Raw genomic sequence first — 16,991 nt, 5'->3', positions numbered from 1 at the left:
TCGAAAGGGCGGCTTTTTTTGTGGCTGATCGGGGGGCGGCAACCCCATCCTTTGTCCCGGTTAGGGCAACGCCCCAGTTTCTTACCTAAGCCGATCCACCAGCAGTTCGGCGCTGTGCTTCACTGCCACCTTCGATCCCTCCTGGTCGATCCCTCCCCTGATCTGCAAGACGCACCCGGGGCAGTCCATGGCGACCACCGGGGCGCCGGTCTCCTTGATGTTGCCGATCTTCGCCTGCAGGATGGGGGCCGAGATCTCGGGGAGCTTCATGGAGTAGGAGCCCCCCATGCCGCAGCACATGTCGCATTCGTGCATCTCGCTGATCCGGTAGCCGGCCTTTGCCAGGAGCTCCCGCGGCTCCTCCGACACCCTGAGCGTCCTCTTCAGGTGGCAGGAGTCGTGGTAGGTGACGCTCCCCAGGTCGGCAGCCTCCTTGAAGGAAAGCCGCCCCTCGTCGACCAGCTTCTTCACCAGGGTGGAGAAATCGATCGTTTTCGCCGCCAAAGCCTCGGCCCCCGGGAGGAGATCGGTGCGTCCCAGCGTCTTCAGCGTTTCCCTGAAGTCGTGAGCGAGCGCCACCGTGCAGGTCGGGCAGGCGGAGACCACGTAGCTTGCCTCTTCGGCCAAAAGCGCCTCGATATTGTCCGCCGCGTTTTGGGCCGCCACCTCGTAAGCCCCGTTGTAGAGGGCCGGCGCTCCGCAGCAGGTTTGGTCCTGCGGAAACACCACCTCGATCCCCGCCTTGTTGAGCACCTTGACCAGCGCCTCACCCGTTTCCGGATAGGCGAAGTCGATCAGGCAGCCGGCGTAAAAGACCACCTTCTCCTTTCCCTTGGGCTGGGCGATCTTCGGGAAGCGGTCGCGGAACGGATCCGCCGCGATGGCAGGCAGGCTCCTCCCGTCGGTCAGGTCGGAGAGAAAGAGCGGGAGGTGGCGGATGAATCCTCCCGAGGTGAACGGCTTGGCCGCCAGCGAGGCCGCCCTCAGCATGCCGTGGAAGATCTTACGGTTGTTCACCACCGCGTAGATGGCCTTCTGGACCAGCGGCTGCCCCTTCTCCACCACGAGCCGGCGGCGGATCTCCATGATCATCTCGGGAATGTCGAGCTTGCCGGGGCAGACCTCCTTGCAGTTGCCGCACTGGATGCAGAGCCCCTGGATCTCCTCGGACTTCTGCAGCTCGTCGAACCAGGCGGTGAGGATGGTGCCGATCCCCCCCGTGTAGACCGCACCGAAGACATGGCCCCCGACCAGCCGGAAGATGGGGCAGACGTTGAGGCAGGAGCCGCAGCGGATGCACTGCAGCGCTTGCTTGAACTTGGGATCCTCCGCCATCTCGGTCCGCTTGTTGTCCATCAGGATGATGTGGAGCTGCTTCGGGCTCCCGTCGTCGTTCGGCGTGGGGCCGGAGATGATGGAAACGTAGCTGGTGAGAAGCTGGGCGGTGGCGCTTCTCGGAAGGGCTTCAAGGATGGCCGGCACGGTCTCGAATTTTTCCACCAGCTTCTCCACCCCGATCACTGCGACGTGGATGCGGGGGAGGGTGGTGACCAGGCGGGCGTTCCCCTCGTTGGTGACCAGCACGATGCTACCGGTCTCGGCCACGGCGATGTTCCCCCCCGAGATCCCCATGTCGGCGGCCAGGAACTTGGGACGGAGCTCGTTGCGCGCCACCTTGACGAGCCTTGGTATGTCGGTGGAGAGCCGCTCGTTGACCTCCTTGCTGAAGATGTCGGCCACCTCCTCCTTGGTCAGGTGGATGGCGGGCATCACCATGTGCGACGGGGTCTGCCCCGCCAGCTGGATGATCCATTCCCCCAGGTCGGTCTCCGCCACCGAGATCCCGTTATGCTGCAGGTACGGGTTCAGGTGGATCTCCTCGGTCGCCATAGACTTCGATTTTACGACCGTCCGGACCCCGTTCTCCCGGGCCACTTTCAGGATGTACTTCTTTACCTCCTGCGGGTCGCGGGTCCGGAAGACGGTGGCCCCGAGCGCTTCGGCGTTTTTCCTGAAGGTTTCCGCCACCTCGTCGAGGTGGCTTGCTGCCGACGATTTCGCCTCGGCGATCCTCCCCCTGAGCCCTTCGAAGTCGATCCCTTCGTAGGCCTTGGCGCGGTTTACCTTGTAGGCCTGGGAGAATTTTCCGAGGGCGCCGGTGAGATTGGGATTGTTGACCGCGCGGTTGATGGACGCCTTGAATTCCTTTCTCATTACCTGTCCCCTCCCAGCTCATCAATGAAGAGGATGACCAGCCGCTGGGGGCCATGTACCCCGATGGTCAATACCCGTTCGATATCGGCCGTGCGGCTGGGGCCGGTTATGAAGGCGATGTAGCGGGAGTTGGTGGGGTTCAGCCTTTTGAAGAGTTCGATCTTGCCGTCGAGGATGGAGCCGGTGGCGGCGATGGCGACGTGGATCTCGGGGAGCGAGGAGACGAGCCGCTGCTCGATGGCGCTCTGGTCCTGCACCAGCGAGCCGGTGTCGGCCAGGGCGAAGTCCACCTGGCTGATGCCGAAGCGGGCCTGCGAAGCGAGTTCCCTGCTGACCTCGAAACTAAGGCCGGCCGCCTGGAGGGAACCTTTCTCCAGCCCGGCCAGTACCGGGCCGTTCGCCCAGAGCGCGTACCTTCCCGGCTCGTCGCCCATCCCTTCCGCCTTCAGGAAGGGGAGCAGGAATTCCACCGCCCCCTTCACCGTCGCGAACCGGTGTACCTCGGCGCCAACCGCAGTGGCCTTGGTTGAAAATTGGTCATACATGTCTGGTCCCTCCCTCTTTCCCGCTCAAGCTATCTCCCTGCTTCTCCATGGTAAACGGGGTATTTTTGATACCGAAAAACCGTTCTATCTCTCGCCGGGCCAACCCGTTTTGGGGCGGCGAAACTTCTGTTCGGCCCCGGTTTCAGTACTCCTGCCAACTTATATGACCGCTGCAGGTAGCCGGATCATAGTAGAAAAACCCCCTCCAGTAAAGCATTTTGGAGGGCGCTGCTAAAAAAACTTGACACTGTTTTAAAAAATTTGGTAATTGGTCTTACCAAAATAGTTTCGCGCGGCAAGGCTGGTACCTTCTCCGGCGGTGCGCCCCCTCCCTCACGGATCTTTCCCCGGTGAGCGGTGTCTCTGGATCGTTTCCCCCTCCCCCCTGCGGGAGGTTCGTTAGTGCAGCAACAACTCGCAAGGAGAAGAAGTCATGCCATGGATTCAGAGCTACACCCCCATCGGCGGCAGTCTCGGGATTTCCGCCGTGGCCGCCGCCCTCCCCCTCGCCGTCATCTTTGCCTGTCTGGCCGTCTTCAAGATGAAGGCTCACAAGGCGGGCCCGCTGGCGGTGGCCGTCGCCATCGCGATCGCGGTGTTTTGCTGGCAGATGCCGGTCAAGCTCGCCGCCCTCTCCACGCTCCATGGCGTCGCTTTCGGTCTCTTCCCGGTCTTCTACATCGTGGTCACCACGCTCCTTCTCTATAACATCACCGTCAAGGGTGGGCAATTCGAGATCATCCGCGCCTCGCTGGCGGGGCTGACCGGCGACCGGCGGCTGCAGGCGCTGCTGATAGCCTTCTGCTTCGGCGCCTTCATCGAGGGGGCGGCCGGTTTCGGGACCCCGGTCGCCATCGCCGGTGCCACCCTGGTCGGCCTCGGCTTCCGCCCGTTCTACGCCGCCAGCGTCTGCCTGATTGCCAACACCGCCCCGGTCGCCTTCGGCGCCATCGGTATCCCGGTGGTGGCCCTCGCGGGGGTCGTGGGGTACGACGACGCGGGGCTCATGAAGCTCTCCACCATGGTGGGGCGCCAGCTCCCCTTCGTTTCGATGTTCATCCCGTTCTACGTGATCATGATCATGGCCGGCTGGAAGAAGACCATCGAGGTGCTCCCGGCCATCATCGTCTGCGGCGGCACCTTCGCCCTGGCCCAGTGGGGATGCGCGAGCTACCTCGGCCCCTATCTCCCCGACATCATTGCCTCGCTTTCCACCCTCGCCGCCCTGGTCATCCTGCTCAAGTTCTGGCAGCCGAAGACCATCTGGACCTTCGATCACGAGCCCGAGCCGAAAGGGAAGGAGAGCCACGACTATACCGGCGGCCAGGTGTTCCGCGCCTGGGCCCCCTACCTCGCCCTGACCGCCATGGTGCTCGTCTGGGGGATCCCGTCCGTGAAGGACTCCCTCGACAAGAGCAAGATCGTCATCCCGGTCGCCGGCCTCGACAACGCGATCGTGAAGAAGGTGACCAAGCCTTCCGACGGGATCAAGAAGGTAGCCGCCGTGAAGGACGCCCTCGATAAGCAGCTCGGCCTTCTCGCCCCGGCCGATCCGAAGCAGGCCGCCTTGGGCGCCGCCCTGGCAGAGCTTGGGGGCGCCGAGGAGAAGCTCCTGGCGGTCGAGATCACCCTTCCCCCGGACGCTCCCGTTATGACCGCGGAGAGAATGGCCGCCTTCGACGCCGTCGAGAAGAAAGGGAAGGATCTCCAGAAGCTCGAGAAAGAGCTCGTGAAGGCGAAGGCCGTCGAGAAGGAGCGCTTCAAGGCGCTCGACAAGGTCGTTGCCGACCAGCTCCCCGCGAAGGTCCCGGCGAAGTTCGTCTTCAACTACCTCTCCGCGGCCGGCACCGCCATCCTGATCGCCGCACTATTGTCGGCCCTCATCTGTGGGGTCGGCGTGGCCGATTTCTTCCAGGTACTCGGCAAGACCCTCTACGACATGCGCTTACCGGCCATCACCGTCGCCTCGGTGGTCGGTCTCGCCTTCGTCATGAACGCCTCGGGGATGACCACCAGCATGGGGCTCGCCTTCACCAAGGCGGGCGCGCTCTTCCCGTTCCTCTCCCCCTTCCTGGGGATGCTCGGCGTCTTCCTGACCGGCTCCGATACCTCCAGTAACGTCCTCTTCGGCGGCTTCCAGAAAGTCACCGCTGAGAACCTCGGGATGAATCCGATTTTGACCTGTGCTGCCAACACGAGCGGCGGCGTCATGGGCAAGATGATCTCCCCGCAGTCCATCGCCGTCGCCTGCGCGGCAACCGGCCTCATCGGGGAGGAGGGGAATCTCTTCCGCTTCACCGTGAAGCACGCCCTCTTCCTGACCACGGTGATGGGGGTCATCGTGGCCCTGCAGGCCTACGTCTTCCCCTGGATGATTCCGTAGGAAAGGATAACGACCATGGACAAGAGTTTCGTAAAGGCGCTGGCCGAGATAGTGGGGGATACCTATACCCTCAGTGACGACGAATCGCTCGCCTGTTACGGCTACGATTCCACCCCCGAGCTTCACAGCAGGCCCGGTGCGGTGGTGCTCCCCGCCACCACCGAGGAGATCTCCCGGGTGCTGGCCCTCTGCAACGGGGCGGGTGTGCGGGTCACCCCCCGCGGCTCGGGCACCAACCTCTCGGGGGGATCCATCTCCTTCGACGGCGGGGTGGTTCTGCAGACCAGCCGGATGAACCGGATCATAGAGATCGACGAGGAGAACCTGACCGCCACCGTCGAGCCCGGGGTCGTCACCAGCACGCTCCACCGCGAGGCCGAAAGCCGCGGCCTCTTCTATCCCCCCGACCCGGGCAGCATGAACATCTCCACCATGGGGGGGAACGTCGCCGAGAACTCCGGAGGCTTGCGGGGTCTCAAGTACGGCGTCACCGACGACTACGTGATGGGCTTGAAGACCGTTCTCTCCGACGGCGAGATCCTCAAGACCGGCGGGAAGGTGGTGAAGGACGTGGCGGGCTACAACCTGAACCACCTGCTGGTCTCCTCCGAGGGGACGCTCGGGATCTTCTCGGAGATCACCGTGAAGCTGATACCCAAGCCGCGGACCAAGAAAACCATGCTGGTCCACTTCCCGCAGCTCGAGCAGGCGGCCCTCACCGTTTCCCACATCATCGCCGCCCGCATCATCCCGGCCACCCTCGAATTCCTCGACCGGGTGACCATCAAGTGCGTCGAGGATTACGCCCACGTGGGGCTCCCGCTCGACGTGGACGCCGTCCTGCTCATCGAGGTCGACGGGCACCCCGCCCAGGTCGAGGAGGACGCCGCCGGGATCCGGGAGATCTGCGAGCGCCACCGGTGCTCCTTCTTCCAGACCGCGGCCGACGCCGACGAAGCGCTGAAACTCGCCACCGCCCGGCGGGTGGCGCTCTCCGCCCTGGCAAGGCTCAAGCCGACCACCATCCTCGAGGACGCCACCGTCCCGAGGAGCTGCATCGCTCCCATGGTGAAGCTGATCCAGGAGACCGCCAAGAAGTACGACCTCCTGATCGGCACCTTCGGGCACGCGGGTGACGGCAACCTGCACCCCACCTGCCTCACCGACGAGAGAGACCAGGACGAGATCGCCCGCGCCCACAAGGCCTTCGGGGAGATCTTCGAGGCGACTATCGGGATGGGGGGGACCATCACCGGTGAGCACGGGGTAGGGGTGGCCAAGAAGAAGTACCTCCCCAAACTGGTGGGAGAGTCGGGGCTGCGCGTGATGCGGGGCATCAAGAGTGCGCTGGATCCGCAGGGCATACTTAACCCCGGGAAGATTTTTTAGCGGAGTCATAGGCGAAATGCCGCAAGGCAAATCCCCCCTGTCCCCCCTTCGCAAAGGGGGGGACCTAACCGGCCGCCCCCTTTGTGAAAGGGGGGGGCAGACAGGAGCCACTTTTGCCTGGCGTCCCCTCCCCTTCAAGGGGAGGGACAGGGTGAGGATGGGGGCATAAGCGGGAAAACCATGGACTATTTAAAGCTGATAAATTGCATGCGCTGCGGGATGTGCCTTCCGCACTGCCCCACCTACAAGGAAACCTTCCTGGAAACCGCCTCCCCGCGCGGACGCGTGGCGCTGGTGAGGAAGTTCCAGGAGGGGGAGCTGACCGCCACCGAAAACTTCCTGGAGTACCTCTCGCTTTGCCTCGACTGCCAGGCCTGTGCCTCGGCCTGCCCCTGCGGCGTCAACGCCGGCGAGCTGGTGGCCGAGTTCCGTTGCGAGAAGAAGGCACAGGAGGGGCTCTCCTTCATGGAGGAGCTGATCCTCAGAAAGCTCGTTCCTCATCCGGACCGGCTGGAGAGCGCCACCGCACCGTTGCGCCTGTACCAGCGAACCGGCATGCAGAAGGTGGTGCGGACCCTGGGGCTTTTGAAGGTGTTCCCCGCCTCGCTGGGGCGTATGGAGGGGCTTTTGCCGAAACTCCCGGCGGCCCCGCTTCGCCAGACCATCGACGAGGTCACTCCCCCCCAAGGTAAAGAGAAGGGGACGGCAGGGTTTTTCCTTGGCTGCGTGATGAGCCTCGTCTTCAGCGAAGCGAGCCTCGCCACCGTGGAACTCCTCTCCCTTTTGGGGTACAAGGTGATCACTCCCAAGGATCAGAAGTGCTGCGGTGCTCCCAACATGCTCGGCCACGACGCCGAAGGGCTGCAGCAGGCCGCCCGCTTCAACACCGGCCTCTTCTCCTCCCACGATCTCGACTTCGTGGTCACCGACTGCGGCGGCTGCGGGGCGGAGCTTAAGAAGTACGGCCATCACCTGGAAGGCGACTCCAAGGCGGCCGCCTTCAGCGCCAAGGTGGCGGACATTTCCGAGATCCTCGCGGGGGAGGCGGAAACCCTCAAGGGGCTGCTCAAACCGCTGCCGGTGAAGGTCACCTACCACGACCCCTGCCACATCGCGCACTGCCAGGGAATCCGCAGCCAGCCCCGCTCCCTCATCAAGCTCATCCCGGGGATCGACTTCCGCGAGCTCCCCGAGGCCGACGCCTGCTGCGGCTCGGCCGGTACCTACAACATCGAAAAGCCGGAGATGTCAGAACGGGTCCTGAACCGGAAGGTGGCCAACATCCAGCAGACCGGCGCCGAGTATCTGGTCACCGGAAACCCCGGCTGCCTTTTGCAACTCAAGAAAGCACTCGCCGAGTCGTCGCCCCAGGTCAAGGTCATTCACCTAACTGAACTTCTAAAAATGAGTATCAACGCCTGACCACGCCGAACTCCTATCTCAGGCTCAGTCCCTCCCTTACCTCTCCTTTCAGTTCAAAGAGGGGGAGGGGAGGGATGGGTTGTCTCTTCCTTACGTTTACGAAAAATCTGTTGCCAACATATAGGTTTATATAGTATCGGTTGCGTCATGATGTTTACGCCAATCAAGCCCAAGAAAGTATCTACCCAGATAGCCGAGCAGATACGCGCTTCCATTTTGGCCGGAGAGTTCACTCCGGGCGAGAAACTCCCCCCCGAGCGCGAACTGGCCGAGATGTTCGGCGTTTCCCGTCCCTCGGTCCGCGAGGCCCTCAACCTGCTCGCCTCCAGCGGAATGGTGGAGACCTACCAGGGCGGAGGCACCATCGTCCGCTCGCTGGTGGAGGTGAGCACCAATGTCCCCCTTTCCGAACTGATCCGCATCGACGGCGATCGCGCGCTCGACGTCATCGAGGTGAGGAAGGGGATGGAGTCCTGGACCTCCTACTACGCCGCCAGCCGTGCGCTTCCCGAGGACCTCAGGCGGCTTGAGCTGGTGATCGAGGGGATGTCCAAGAACCTCGAAGACCTCAAACATTCCGAGGACCTCGACGCCCACTTTCACACCCTGATCGCCAAAGCTACCCACAACGTGGTCTGGTTCCACATGATGCAGAGCATCTTCGACGCCATGCAGGAATTCCAGCGCGACGTCTGGCGGGCCGTCTACATGAGCAGCGACGATCACCACCTGCTCTTCAGCCACCACCGCCGGATCTACGACATGATCCGGGAGCGCAACCCGGAAGGGGCGCGGGACGCCATGCTCGAGCACCTCACCTTCGCCCACAAGCGCTGCTCCGCCTACGTCTCCAGTCGCGGCGGGGCGGACCTGCCGGTGGCGTAGCGGAAGGGAAGGGAGAGCCGGCGGGGGCGGATACGAGTAAATCAGCAGTATGTTGAGTGACCATACGAAGAGCCCGGTGAGAGACGCCGGGCTCTTTTTTGCTTCGGCCCGGCCGCGCTACCGGCCTTGACCACTACGTGCCCTCCGCTCCTAGGGGAGGGACAGGGTGAGGATGGGGGAAGCACCGCAAAGGCTCACCACGAAAGGCGCTTTTTGGTTGATGCAGGGGGGCTTTTTGGGTATAGTTACCCGATTTATCGGTATTAGATAAAACCAAGGAGGGTTTTCGATGATAGATTTTCTGGGCGATTGGAAAAGGACCAGCTATTGCGGCGAGTTGAGGGCCGAGCACATCGGGCAGGAAGTGGTGCTGATGGGATGGGTGGCCAAGCGCCGCGACCATGGCGGCCTCATCTTCATTGACCTGCGCGACCGCGACGGCATCGCCCAGGTGGTCTTCGACCCGGAAAGGTCCGCCGGCGCCCACGGCAAGGCCGAGAGCGCCCGTAACGAGTACGTGCTCGCCATCAAGGGGATCGTCGCCGCCCGTCCGGAAGGGACCGTCAACCCGAAGATGAAGACCGGCGCGGTGGAGATCAACGTCACCGAGTGCAAGCTTTTGAACCCCTCCAAGGCGCTTCCCTTCACGCTGGACGGCTTCGTCGACGTGAACGAGAACATCCGCCTCAAGTACCGCTACCTCGACCTGAGGACCCAGACCCTGCAGTCGAACATGATTCTGCGCTCTAAGGTCGCCCAGGTCACCCGCTCCTACCTGACCGACAACGGTTTTCTGGAGATCGAGACCCCGTTCCTGACCAAGTCCACCCCGGAAGGGGCCCGCGACTTCCTGGTTCCCTCCAGGATCAACAAGGGTAATTTCTACGCGCTCCCCCAGTCCCCGCAGCTCTTCAAGCAGATCCTGATGGTGGCCGGGATGGACCGTTACTTCCAGATCGTGCGCTGCTTCCGTGACGAAGACCTGCGCGCCGACCGCCAGCCGGAGTTCACCCAGATCGACTGCGAGATGTCCTTCATCCAGCGCGAAGACATCATCCGCGTCATGGAAGGGCTCATGGCCCGCATCTTCTTCGAGGCCAAAGGGATCGAAGTCCAGCTCCCCATCCAGCACATGACCTACGCCGAGGCCATCCGCCGCTTCGGCGTCGACAACCCCGATCTCCGCTTCGGGCTCGAGCTCGTGGAGCTCTCCGACATCGTCAAGAACTCCGGCTTCAAGGTCTTCGCCGACGTGACCAAGGGGGGCGGCATCGTCAAGGGTATGAACGTCAAGAAGGGGGGCGCCTTCTCCCGTAAGGAGATCGACGACCTGACCGCGTTCACCGCCATCTACGGCGCCAAAGGGCTCGCCTACGTCAAGATCACCGCCGACGGGTGGCAGTCCCCGATCGCCAAGTTCTTCACCCCGGAAGAGATCGCCACCATGGACAAGGCCTTCGGCTCGGAAGAAGGGGACCTGCTCCTCTTCGTGGCCGACAAGCCGAAGGTGGTCAACGATTCGCTGGGCCGCCTGAGGAATCACCTGGCCGCCAAGATGGGGCTCGCCGACCCGAACGAGTACCGCTTCGTCTGGATCACCGATTTCCCGCTCCTCGAGTGGGACGAGGAGGCCGGCCGCTGGGCCGCCGTCCACCATCCGTTCACCGCCCCCATGGACGAGGACCTCGAGTTCGTCGAGAGCGACCCGGGGCGCTGCCGTGCCAAGGCCTACGACCTAGTCTTGAACGGCAACGAGATCGGCGGCGGCTCCATCAGGATCCACCAGGAGCAGGTGCAGTCCCTCATGTTCAAGATGCTGGGGCTCTCCGCCGAGAACGCCCGCAGCAAGTTCGGCTTCCTCTTGGACGCCCTCGAGTACGGCACCCCGCCGCACGGCGGCATCGCCTTCGGTCTTGACCGCCTGATGATGCTCATCACCGGCTCCGACTCCATCCGCGACGTCATCGCCTTCCCGAAAACCCAGAAGGGCGCCTGCCTCATGTCCGAGGCTCCTTCCGAGGTCGACACCATCCAGCTGCGCGAACTCGGCATCCGCCTGGCCAAGCAGCAGTAAGCGGAGGGGCTGTCGCCTTTGAGGTTTTGCGTTCTTCTCATACTGCTGGCGGCCGTCAGCGCCCTTTGTTCCTGCGCCACTGAGCCTCCCCGTCACCGCGGGGAGGCTCTGGTTGTGTTGGAGCGCGCAAGGAGCGCGGGCGCCGACACCCAACTGGCCACCGAGTTCAGGAGCGCTCTCGAAGCGTACGGCAGGGGGGAGAACTACTTCAACGACGGCGATACCGAGGAGGCCGACAGCTACTACGAGCTGGCGCTGATGAAGGGGGAGCTTCTCGAGAAGGAGCTGGCCGCCATCAAGGCGAAGCGGCTCGAGGAGGCGAGGCTCGCCGAGGAGAGAAAACGCGCCGAGGAGGAACGGCTCGCCCGCGAGGAGGCCAACCGCAAGGCGCAGGCCGAGCTGGAGGCCCTGGCCCAGAAGGAGCGGGCACAGGCCGAGGAGGCCGCCCGGGCCAAGAGGGCGGTCAAGCCGGTCCCCAAGGAGCACGTGCTGGTCTCCACCTACACGGTGCGGCGCGGCGAATCGCTTCCCTACATCGCCTCGCAGCCCGAGGTCTACGGCGACCGGATGCTCTGGCCGCTCATCTACCGGGCCAACCGCGCCCAGATCCGCGACCCCCGCCACATCTGGCCCGGCCAGGTGCTGAAGATCCCGAGAAACCTCTCCCGCGAGGACATCGCCGAGGCCCGCCGCTACTCGCAGGACCGTCTGCTGCACTAAACCCCCTTCCGCCTAACCATTCCATTGTTCGATTGAGCCCTTACTCCGGCAATCCGGCTCACTCAATCCGGCTCACTTTGCCCCCGGTTTTCCCCGCGTCCGCCTCCCGTTTTCGTTACACCGGACGGCTTTTTTTTCACATTAAAACCGCCCCGGCGGCGAACTCAAAAAAGTGCGCTATACTGGAGCCGTCCGCGAGGGTAAAACCCCCGCCGCCGCACCGCCGCACGCGCCTTTCCGCAGGCAAAAAAGAACGTACTTTCAACTCTTTCCTTCCTCCCGCAGTAGGTGCCCCGGATTTTTTCCCATCCATAAGTTTGCGCCAAGATTTTCCCTTGACACTGAAAACCGATTTGTATACTGTATACAAAATTTTATTCAGGATAGGCTTCCTGTAACATCCCTCAAATCCACAGGAAATATCGGACGGGGACGACGGAGGGCGCATGTTCGCCTCCGATGGCCTCTTTTTTCCTTTTGTTTCGACGAGGTGGCCGTCTCCGGGCGACTGGCGGCGGATCGCCACCCCGTATTTTCATCGAGCTTCCGGCCTTCAGGCACAAAAACCAAGGAGAGAACTAAACGATGACAACAGCAAAGATTATCTGGACCAAAATCGACGAGGCCCCGGCGCTTGCCACCTACTCCCTGCTTCCCATCGTCAATGCCTTCACCAAGGCAGCCGGCGTTGAGGTCGAGACCAGGGACATCTCCCTCGCCGGCAGAATCATCGCCAACTTCCCCGAAAAACTCAAGGCGGACCAGAAGGTCGCCGACGAGCTGGCCTACCTGGGCGACCTGACCCAGAAGGTGGAAGCCAACATCATCAAGCTCCCCAACGTCTCCGCCTCCATCCCGCAGCTCAAAGCCGCCATCGCCGAGCTGCAGAGCCAGGGGTACGACATCCCGGACTACCCGGAGGATCCCAAGACCGAAGAGGAGAAGGCGTTGAACACCCGCTTCGCCAAGGTGCTCGGCTCCGCCGTCAACCCGGTACTGCGCGAAGGCAACTCCGACCGCCGCTCCGCCAAGGCCGTCAAAGAGTACGCCAAGAAGCACCCGCACAAGATGGGCGCCTGGAGCTCCGATTCCAAGAGCCACGTCTCCCACATGACTGCCGGTGACTTCTACCACTCCGAGAAGTCCGCCACCATTCCGGAGGCCGGCACCTACAAGATCGAGTTCGTGGACAAGGCCGGCAAGGCCACCTGCATGAAAGAGCTCAAGCTGCAGGCGGGCGAGGTCGTCGACGGCTCCTTCCTGAGCGTCAAGGCCCTCCGCAAGTTCATCGCCGAGCAGATCGCCGACGCCAAGGCCCAGGGGGTCCTCTTCTCCGTCCACCTCAAGGCCACCATGATGAAGATCTCCGACCCGATCATCTTCGGGCATTTCGTCTCGGTCTTCTTCGAGGACGTCTTCACCAAGCACGCCGCCACCTTCAAGGAGCTGGGCGTCAACCCCGACCTCGGCCTGGGCGACCTCTACAAGAAGCTCGCCAGCCTCCCGGACGCCAAGCGCGCCGAGATCGAGGCCGACATCAAGGCCGTCTACGCCAAGCGCCCCGAAATGGCCATGGTCGACTCCGACAAAGGGATCACCAACCTGCACGCCTCCAACGACATCATCATCGACGCCTCCATGCCGGTGGTGATCCGCGACTCCGGCAAGATGTGGGGCCCGGACGGCAAGCTGCACGACGTCAAGTGCGTGGTGCCCGACACCTGCTACTCCGAGTGGTACCAGGTCTGCATCGACTTCTGCAAGGAGAACGGCCAGTTCGACCCGACCACCATGGGCTCCACCTCCAACGTCGGCCTCATGGCGCAGAAGGCCGAGGAGTACGGCTCCCACGACAAGACCTTCAAGGCTGCCGCCGACGGCACCTTCCGCCTGGTCGACCCGGCCGGCAAAGTGGTGTTCGAGCACCAGGTCGAAGATGGCGACATCTGGAGGGGCTGCCAGGCCAAGGATCTCCCGATCCAGGACTGGGTCAAGCTCGCCGTCAACCGCGCCCGCGCCACCAAAACTCCGGCCGTCTTCTGGCTCGACAAGAACCGCGCCCACGACGCCCAGTTGATCGTCAAGGTTCAGAAGTACCTCAAAGACCACGACACCACCGGTCTTGAGCTCCCGATCATGGCTCCGCCCGAGGCGATGCTCTACACCTGCAAGCGCGCCAAGGCCGGCCTCGACACCATCACCGTCACCGGCAACGCCCTGAGGGACTACCTGACCGACCTCTTCCCGATCCTCGAGCTCGGCACCTCCGCCAAGATGCTCTCCATCGTGCCGCTGCTGGCCGGCGGCGGCCTCTTCGAGACCGGTGCGGGCGGTTCCGCTCCGAAACACGTGCAGCAGTTCCAGCAGGAAGGGTACCTCCGCTGGGATTCGCTCGGCGAGTTCCTGGCCCTGGCCGTTTCGCTGGAGCACCTGGCCGCCACCTTCAAAAACGAGAAGGCGCAGCTGCTGGCCGATACCCTCGACCAGGCCAACACCAAGTTCCTCGACCAGAACAAGAACCCGGCCCGTAAGGTCGGCCAGATCGACAACCGCGGCTCCCACTTCTACCTCGCCATGTACTGGGCCGAGGCGCTGGCCGCCCAGACCAAGGACGCCGGTCTGGCCGCCCAGTTCGCCAAGGTCGCCAAGGAGCTCCAGGCGAACGAGGAGAAGATCAACGCCGAGCTGATCGGTGCCCAGGGCAAGCCGGTCGACATGGGCGGCTACTACCACGCGGACGAGGCGAAGACCGAAAAGGCCATGCGCCCGAGTCCGACCCTGAACGCGATCATCGACGCTATCAACAAATAAATCAGCAGCATCACGTAGACAACCGTAGATAACTTCAATCTCATTGTGGAGGAAACAAACATGGCACGTAAGAAAATCGCACTCATCGGTGGTGGTCAGATTGGTGGCGTCCTTGCTCAGCTCTGCGCTCTGCGCGAACTCGGCGACGTCGTGATGTTCGACATCGTGGAAGGTCTTCCCCAGGGCAAGATGCTCGACATCGCCGAGGCTGCCCCGGTTGACGGCTTCGACGTCTGCCTGAAAGGCACCAACACCTACGAGGACATCAAAGGCGCCGACGTCGTCGTCGTCACCGCCGGTCTCCCCCGCAAACCGGGCATGAGCCGCGACGACCTGATCGAAGTCAACTCCAAGATCATGACCTCCGTCGCCGAAGGGATCAAGGCCAACGCCCCCAACGCCTTCGTGATCGTCATTTCCAACCCGCTCGACGCCATGGTCACCCTCTGCCAGAAAGTGACCGGCTTCCCGCACAACAAAGTCATCGGCCAGGCCGGCGTCCTCGACTCCGCCCGCTTCAAAGCCTTCATCGCCTGGGAGCTCGGCGTCTCCGTGAAAGACGTCAACGCCATGACCCTCGGCGGCCACGGCGACGACATGGTGCCGCTGATCCGCTACGCCTCCGTGAACGGCATCCCGGTCATGGAGCTCCTCGAGAGGAAGTACAAGGACAAAGCCAAGGCCAAAGAGTGCATGGACGCCATGGTCAAGCGTACCCGCGGTGCGGGCGGCGAGGTTGTCGCCCTGCTGAAAACCGGTTCCGCCTTCTACTCCCCGGCTTCTTCCGCCATCGCGATGGCCGAGGCCTACCTGAAGGACTCCAAGCGCGTGCTCCCCTCCTGCGTCTACCTCAACGGCGAGTTCGGCGTTAAGGGGTACTACGTCGGCGTTCCGACCGTGATCGGCGCCGCCGGCATCGAGCAGATCCTCGAGTTCGAACTGGACGCCGACGAGCGGGCCATGATGGACAAGTCCGTCGCCGCCGTTAAGGAACTGGTCAGCACCCTGAAGTAACAGGCCTCGCGAAATCTGTACCAGGGGCAAGGAGGTGTCCCCTCCTTGCCCCTTTTTTGCGGCAACGCTGCGGGGTAAAGTATCGTTTTATCCGAATATTGCCGCTTGCATTGTGTATACAGATTGTGTTATAAGGCAACATTTCCAGCCTCAAAAAGGCATTTCAGTCAAAGGAGCTACGTGGATGGAGAAAAAACTGCCGACGATCGAGATCATCGAAAAGTACTGCAAGGGGTGCCACATTTGTGTGGAGTTCTGCCCGACCAAGGTCTTGGAGATGAAAGGTTTTGTGGCAAGCGTCAAGAACCTTGAAGCTTGCATCAAGTGCATGCAGTGCGAACTGCGCTGCCCTGACTTTGCCATCAAAGTGTCAGCTTAATAATTTCAGGAGGTAGTTAAAGTGGCTAAAAAAGTTGCATTCCTTCAGGGGAACGAGGCAGCCGCTCAGGGTGCGCTCTACGCCGGTTGCACGTTCTTCGGCGGTTATCCGATCACCCCTTCCACCGAGGTGGCCGAGGTGCTGTCTAACGAGCTGCCGAAGATCGGCGGTAAGTTCATCCAGATGGAGGACGAAATCGGCGCCATGGCTTCCGTCATCGGCGCTTCGCTGACCGGCGCGAAAGTTCTGACTGCGACCTCCGGCCCGGGCCTCTCCCTCAAGCAGGAGCTGATCGGTTACGCCTGCATCGCCGAGACCCCGTGCGTCATCGTCAACGTCATGAGGGGCGGCCCCTCCACCGGCATGCCGACCGGCCCGTCGCAGTCCGACGTGATGAGCGCCAAGTGGGGCACCCACGGTGACCACCCGGCCATCTGCCTGGTCCCGGCCTCCGTTCAGGAACTCTTCGAAGAGACCGTCCGCGCCTTCAACCTGGCCGAGAAATACCGCACCCCGGTCATGGTCATGCCGGACGAGATCGTCGCCCACATGCGTGAGCGGATCGTGTTCCCCGAGCCGGGCGAACTCGAAGTCATCAACCGTACCGCTCCTTCGGTTCCGCCCGAGCAGTACAAGCCGTACGATACCAGCTTCGGCGACGTGCCGCCGCTGGCCGCCTTCGGCACCAACTACCGCTTCCACGTGACCGGCCTCAACAAGGGCCAGGACGGCTTCCCGACCACCAAGGCTGCCTGGGTTCAGGCCGAGGAAGAGCGCCAGGTGCGCAAGGTCGAGGCCAATGTGGACGACATCGTCCAGTTCGAAGAGTACCTGCTGGATGACGCCGAGGTTGCCATCGTGGCTTTCGGCTCCACCTCCCGTTCCGCCCGTTTCGCCGTGAACGAAGCCCGCAAGGAAGGTATCAAGGCCGGCCTCTTCAGGATCAAGACCTTCTGGCCGTTCCCGGAGAAGCAGATCAATGCTCTCGCCGGCAAGGTGAAGGCCATCATCACCCCGGAAATGAACCTCGGCATGTGCACCGGCGTGGTCAAAGGGTGCATCGACGGCAAGGCTCCGGTCCACGGCATCTTCCGCGTTGACGGCGAGCCGATCAACCCGGGGCAGATCCTCGAAAAGATCAAGGAGGTCAAGTAA

Annotated in this window: 12 protein-coding genes; 10 read left to right on the top strand and 2 right to left on the bottom strand. The window is 62.7% G+C overall.

Going from position 1 to position 16,991, the window contains the following annotated elements; genetic code table 11:
* Positions 1-81: 81 nt before the first annotated feature.
* Positions 82-2,214 (bottom strand): L-lactate dehydrogenase (quinone) large subunit LdhH, encoded by a 2,133-nt coding sequence (gene ldhH, locus L4X63_RS13740; RefSeq protein ID WP_250679214.1) that lies wholly within the window; start codon positions 2,212-2,214, stop codon positions 82-84.
* Positions 2,214-2,759 carry a LutC/YkgG family protein gene (locus L4X63_RS13735; protein WP_250679213.1) on the bottom strand — a complete coding sequence of 182 codons (546 nt, stop codon included), beginning with the start codon at positions 2,757-2,759 and terminating at the stop codon, positions 2,214-2,216. The genes ldhH and L4X63_RS13735 overlap by 1 nt, the downstream gene beginning before the upstream one ends.
* Before the next feature lie 433 nt (positions 2,760-3,192).
* Here L4X63_RS13735 and L4X63_RS13730 point away from each other — a divergent pair, with 433 nt between their 5' ends.
* The 10 genes from L4X63_RS13730 to L4X63_RS13685 all read left to right on the top strand — a co-directional run bounded on the left by L4X63_RS13730 (position 3,193) and on the right by L4X63_RS13685 (position 16,991).
* Entirely contained in the window at positions 3,193-5,142 is a 1,950-nt protein-coding gene (locus tag L4X63_RS13730; RefSeq protein WP_250679212.1) for an L-lactate permease, read from the top strand.
* 15 nt (positions 5,143-5,157) lie between these two features.
* Positions 5,158-6,531: an FAD-binding oxidoreductase gene (locus L4X63_RS13725; protein WP_250679211.1), complete on the top strand. Its 1,374-nt coding sequence runs from the start codon at positions 5,158-5,160 to the stop codon at positions 6,529-6,531.
* 207 nt (positions 6,532-6,738) lie between these two features.
* Positions 6,739-7,953: a (Fe-S)-binding protein gene (locus L4X63_RS13720; RefSeq protein ID WP_250679210.1), complete on the top strand. Its 1,215-nt coding sequence runs from the start codon at positions 6,739-6,741 to the stop codon at positions 7,951-7,953.
* 147 nt (positions 7,954-8,100) lie between these two features.
* The gene (locus L4X63_RS13715; RefSeq protein WP_250679209.1) at positions 8,101-8,838 is read left to right on the top strand and encodes a FadR/GntR family transcriptional regulator; all 738 of its coding nucleotides are present in this window, start codon (positions 8,101-8,103) and stop codon (positions 8,836-8,838) included.
* Between the two features lie 289 nt (positions 8,839-9,127).
* Positions 9,128-10,912, top strand: coding sequence for an aspartate--tRNA ligase (gene aspS / locus L4X63_RS13710; protein WP_250679208.1), 1,785 nt, complete (start codon positions 9,128-9,130; stop codon positions 10,910-10,912).
* Between the two features lie 114 nt (positions 10,913-11,026).
* The gene (locus L4X63_RS13705; RefSeq protein ID WP_250679207.1) at positions 11,027-11,632 is read left to right on the top strand and encodes a LysM peptidoglycan-binding domain-containing protein; all 606 of its coding nucleotides are present in this window, start codon (positions 11,027-11,029) and stop codon (positions 11,630-11,632) included.
* A gap of 585 nt (positions 11,633-12,217) precedes the next feature.
* Positions 12,218-14,443 (top strand): NADP-dependent isocitrate dehydrogenase, encoded by a 2,226-nt coding sequence (locus L4X63_RS13700; RefSeq protein WP_250679206.1) that lies wholly within the window; start codon positions 12,218-12,220, stop codon positions 14,441-14,443.
* A 60-nt stretch (positions 14,444-14,503) separates the two neighbouring features.
* Positions 14,504-15,457: a malate dehydrogenase gene (gene mdh / locus L4X63_RS13695; protein WP_250679205.1), complete on the top strand. Its 954-nt coding sequence runs from the start codon at positions 14,504-14,506 to the stop codon at positions 15,455-15,457.
* Positions 15,458-15,641: 184 nt separating this feature from the next.
* Entirely contained in the window at positions 15,642-15,836 is a 195-nt protein-coding gene (locus L4X63_RS13690) for a 4Fe-4S binding protein (RefSeq protein WP_015836638.1), read from the top strand.
* Between the two features lie 21 nt (positions 15,837-15,857).
* Complete coding sequence (locus tag L4X63_RS13685) at positions 15,858-16,991, top strand: 2-oxoacid:acceptor oxidoreductase subunit alpha (RefSeq protein WP_250679204.1); 1,134 nt, start codon at positions 15,858-15,860, stop codon at positions 16,989-16,991.

Source organism: Geomonas sp. Red32 (assembly GCF_023652955.1).
Classification (GTDB): Bacteria; Desulfobacterota; Desulfuromonadia; order Geobacterales; family Geobacteraceae; genus Geomonas.
The sequence above is the reverse complement of the archived record's forward strand: the minus strand, read 5'-3'. Positions and strand labels throughout refer to the sequence as shown.

Bases quoted from the DNA above. Each gene is read 5' to 3' on its own strand.
- L4X63_RS13715 (WP_250679209.1), top strand. From the start codon at position 8,101: ATGATGTTTACGCCAATCAAGCCCAAGAAAGTATCTACCCAGATAGCC.
- L4X63_RS13730 (WP_250679212.1), top strand. From the start codon at position 3,193: ATGCCATGGATTCAGAGCTACACCCCCATCGGCGGCAGTCTCGGGATT.
- L4X63_RS13720 (WP_250679210.1), top strand. From the start codon at position 6,739: ATGCGCTGCGGGATGTGCCTTCCGCACTGCCCCACCTACAAGGAAACC.
- L4X63_RS13725 (WP_250679211.1), top strand. From the start codon at position 5,158: ATGGACAAGAGTTTCGTAAAGGCGCTGGCCGAGATAGTGGGGGATACC.
- aspS (WP_250679208.1), top strand. From the start codon at position 9,128: ATGATAGATTTTCTGGGCGATTGGAAAAGGACCAGCTATTGCGGCGAG.
- L4X63_RS13735 (WP_250679213.1), bottom strand. From the start codon at position 2,759: ATGTATGACCAATTTTCAACCAAGGCCACTGCGGTTGGCGCCGAGGTA.
- mdh (WP_250679205.1), top strand. From the start codon at position 14,504: ATGGCACGTAAGAAAATCGCACTCATCGGTGGTGGTCAGATTGGTGGC.
- ldhH (WP_250679214.1), bottom strand. From the start codon at position 2,214: ATGAGAAAGGAATTCAAGGCGTCCATCAACCGCGCGGTCAACAATCCC.
- L4X63_RS13690 (WP_015836638.1), top strand. From the start codon at position 15,642: ATGGAGAAAAAACTGCCGACGATCGAGATCATCGAAAAGTACTGCAAG.
- L4X63_RS13700 (WP_250679206.1), top strand. From the start codon at position 12,218: ATGACAACAGCAAAGATTATCTGGACCAAAATCGACGAGGCCCCGGCG.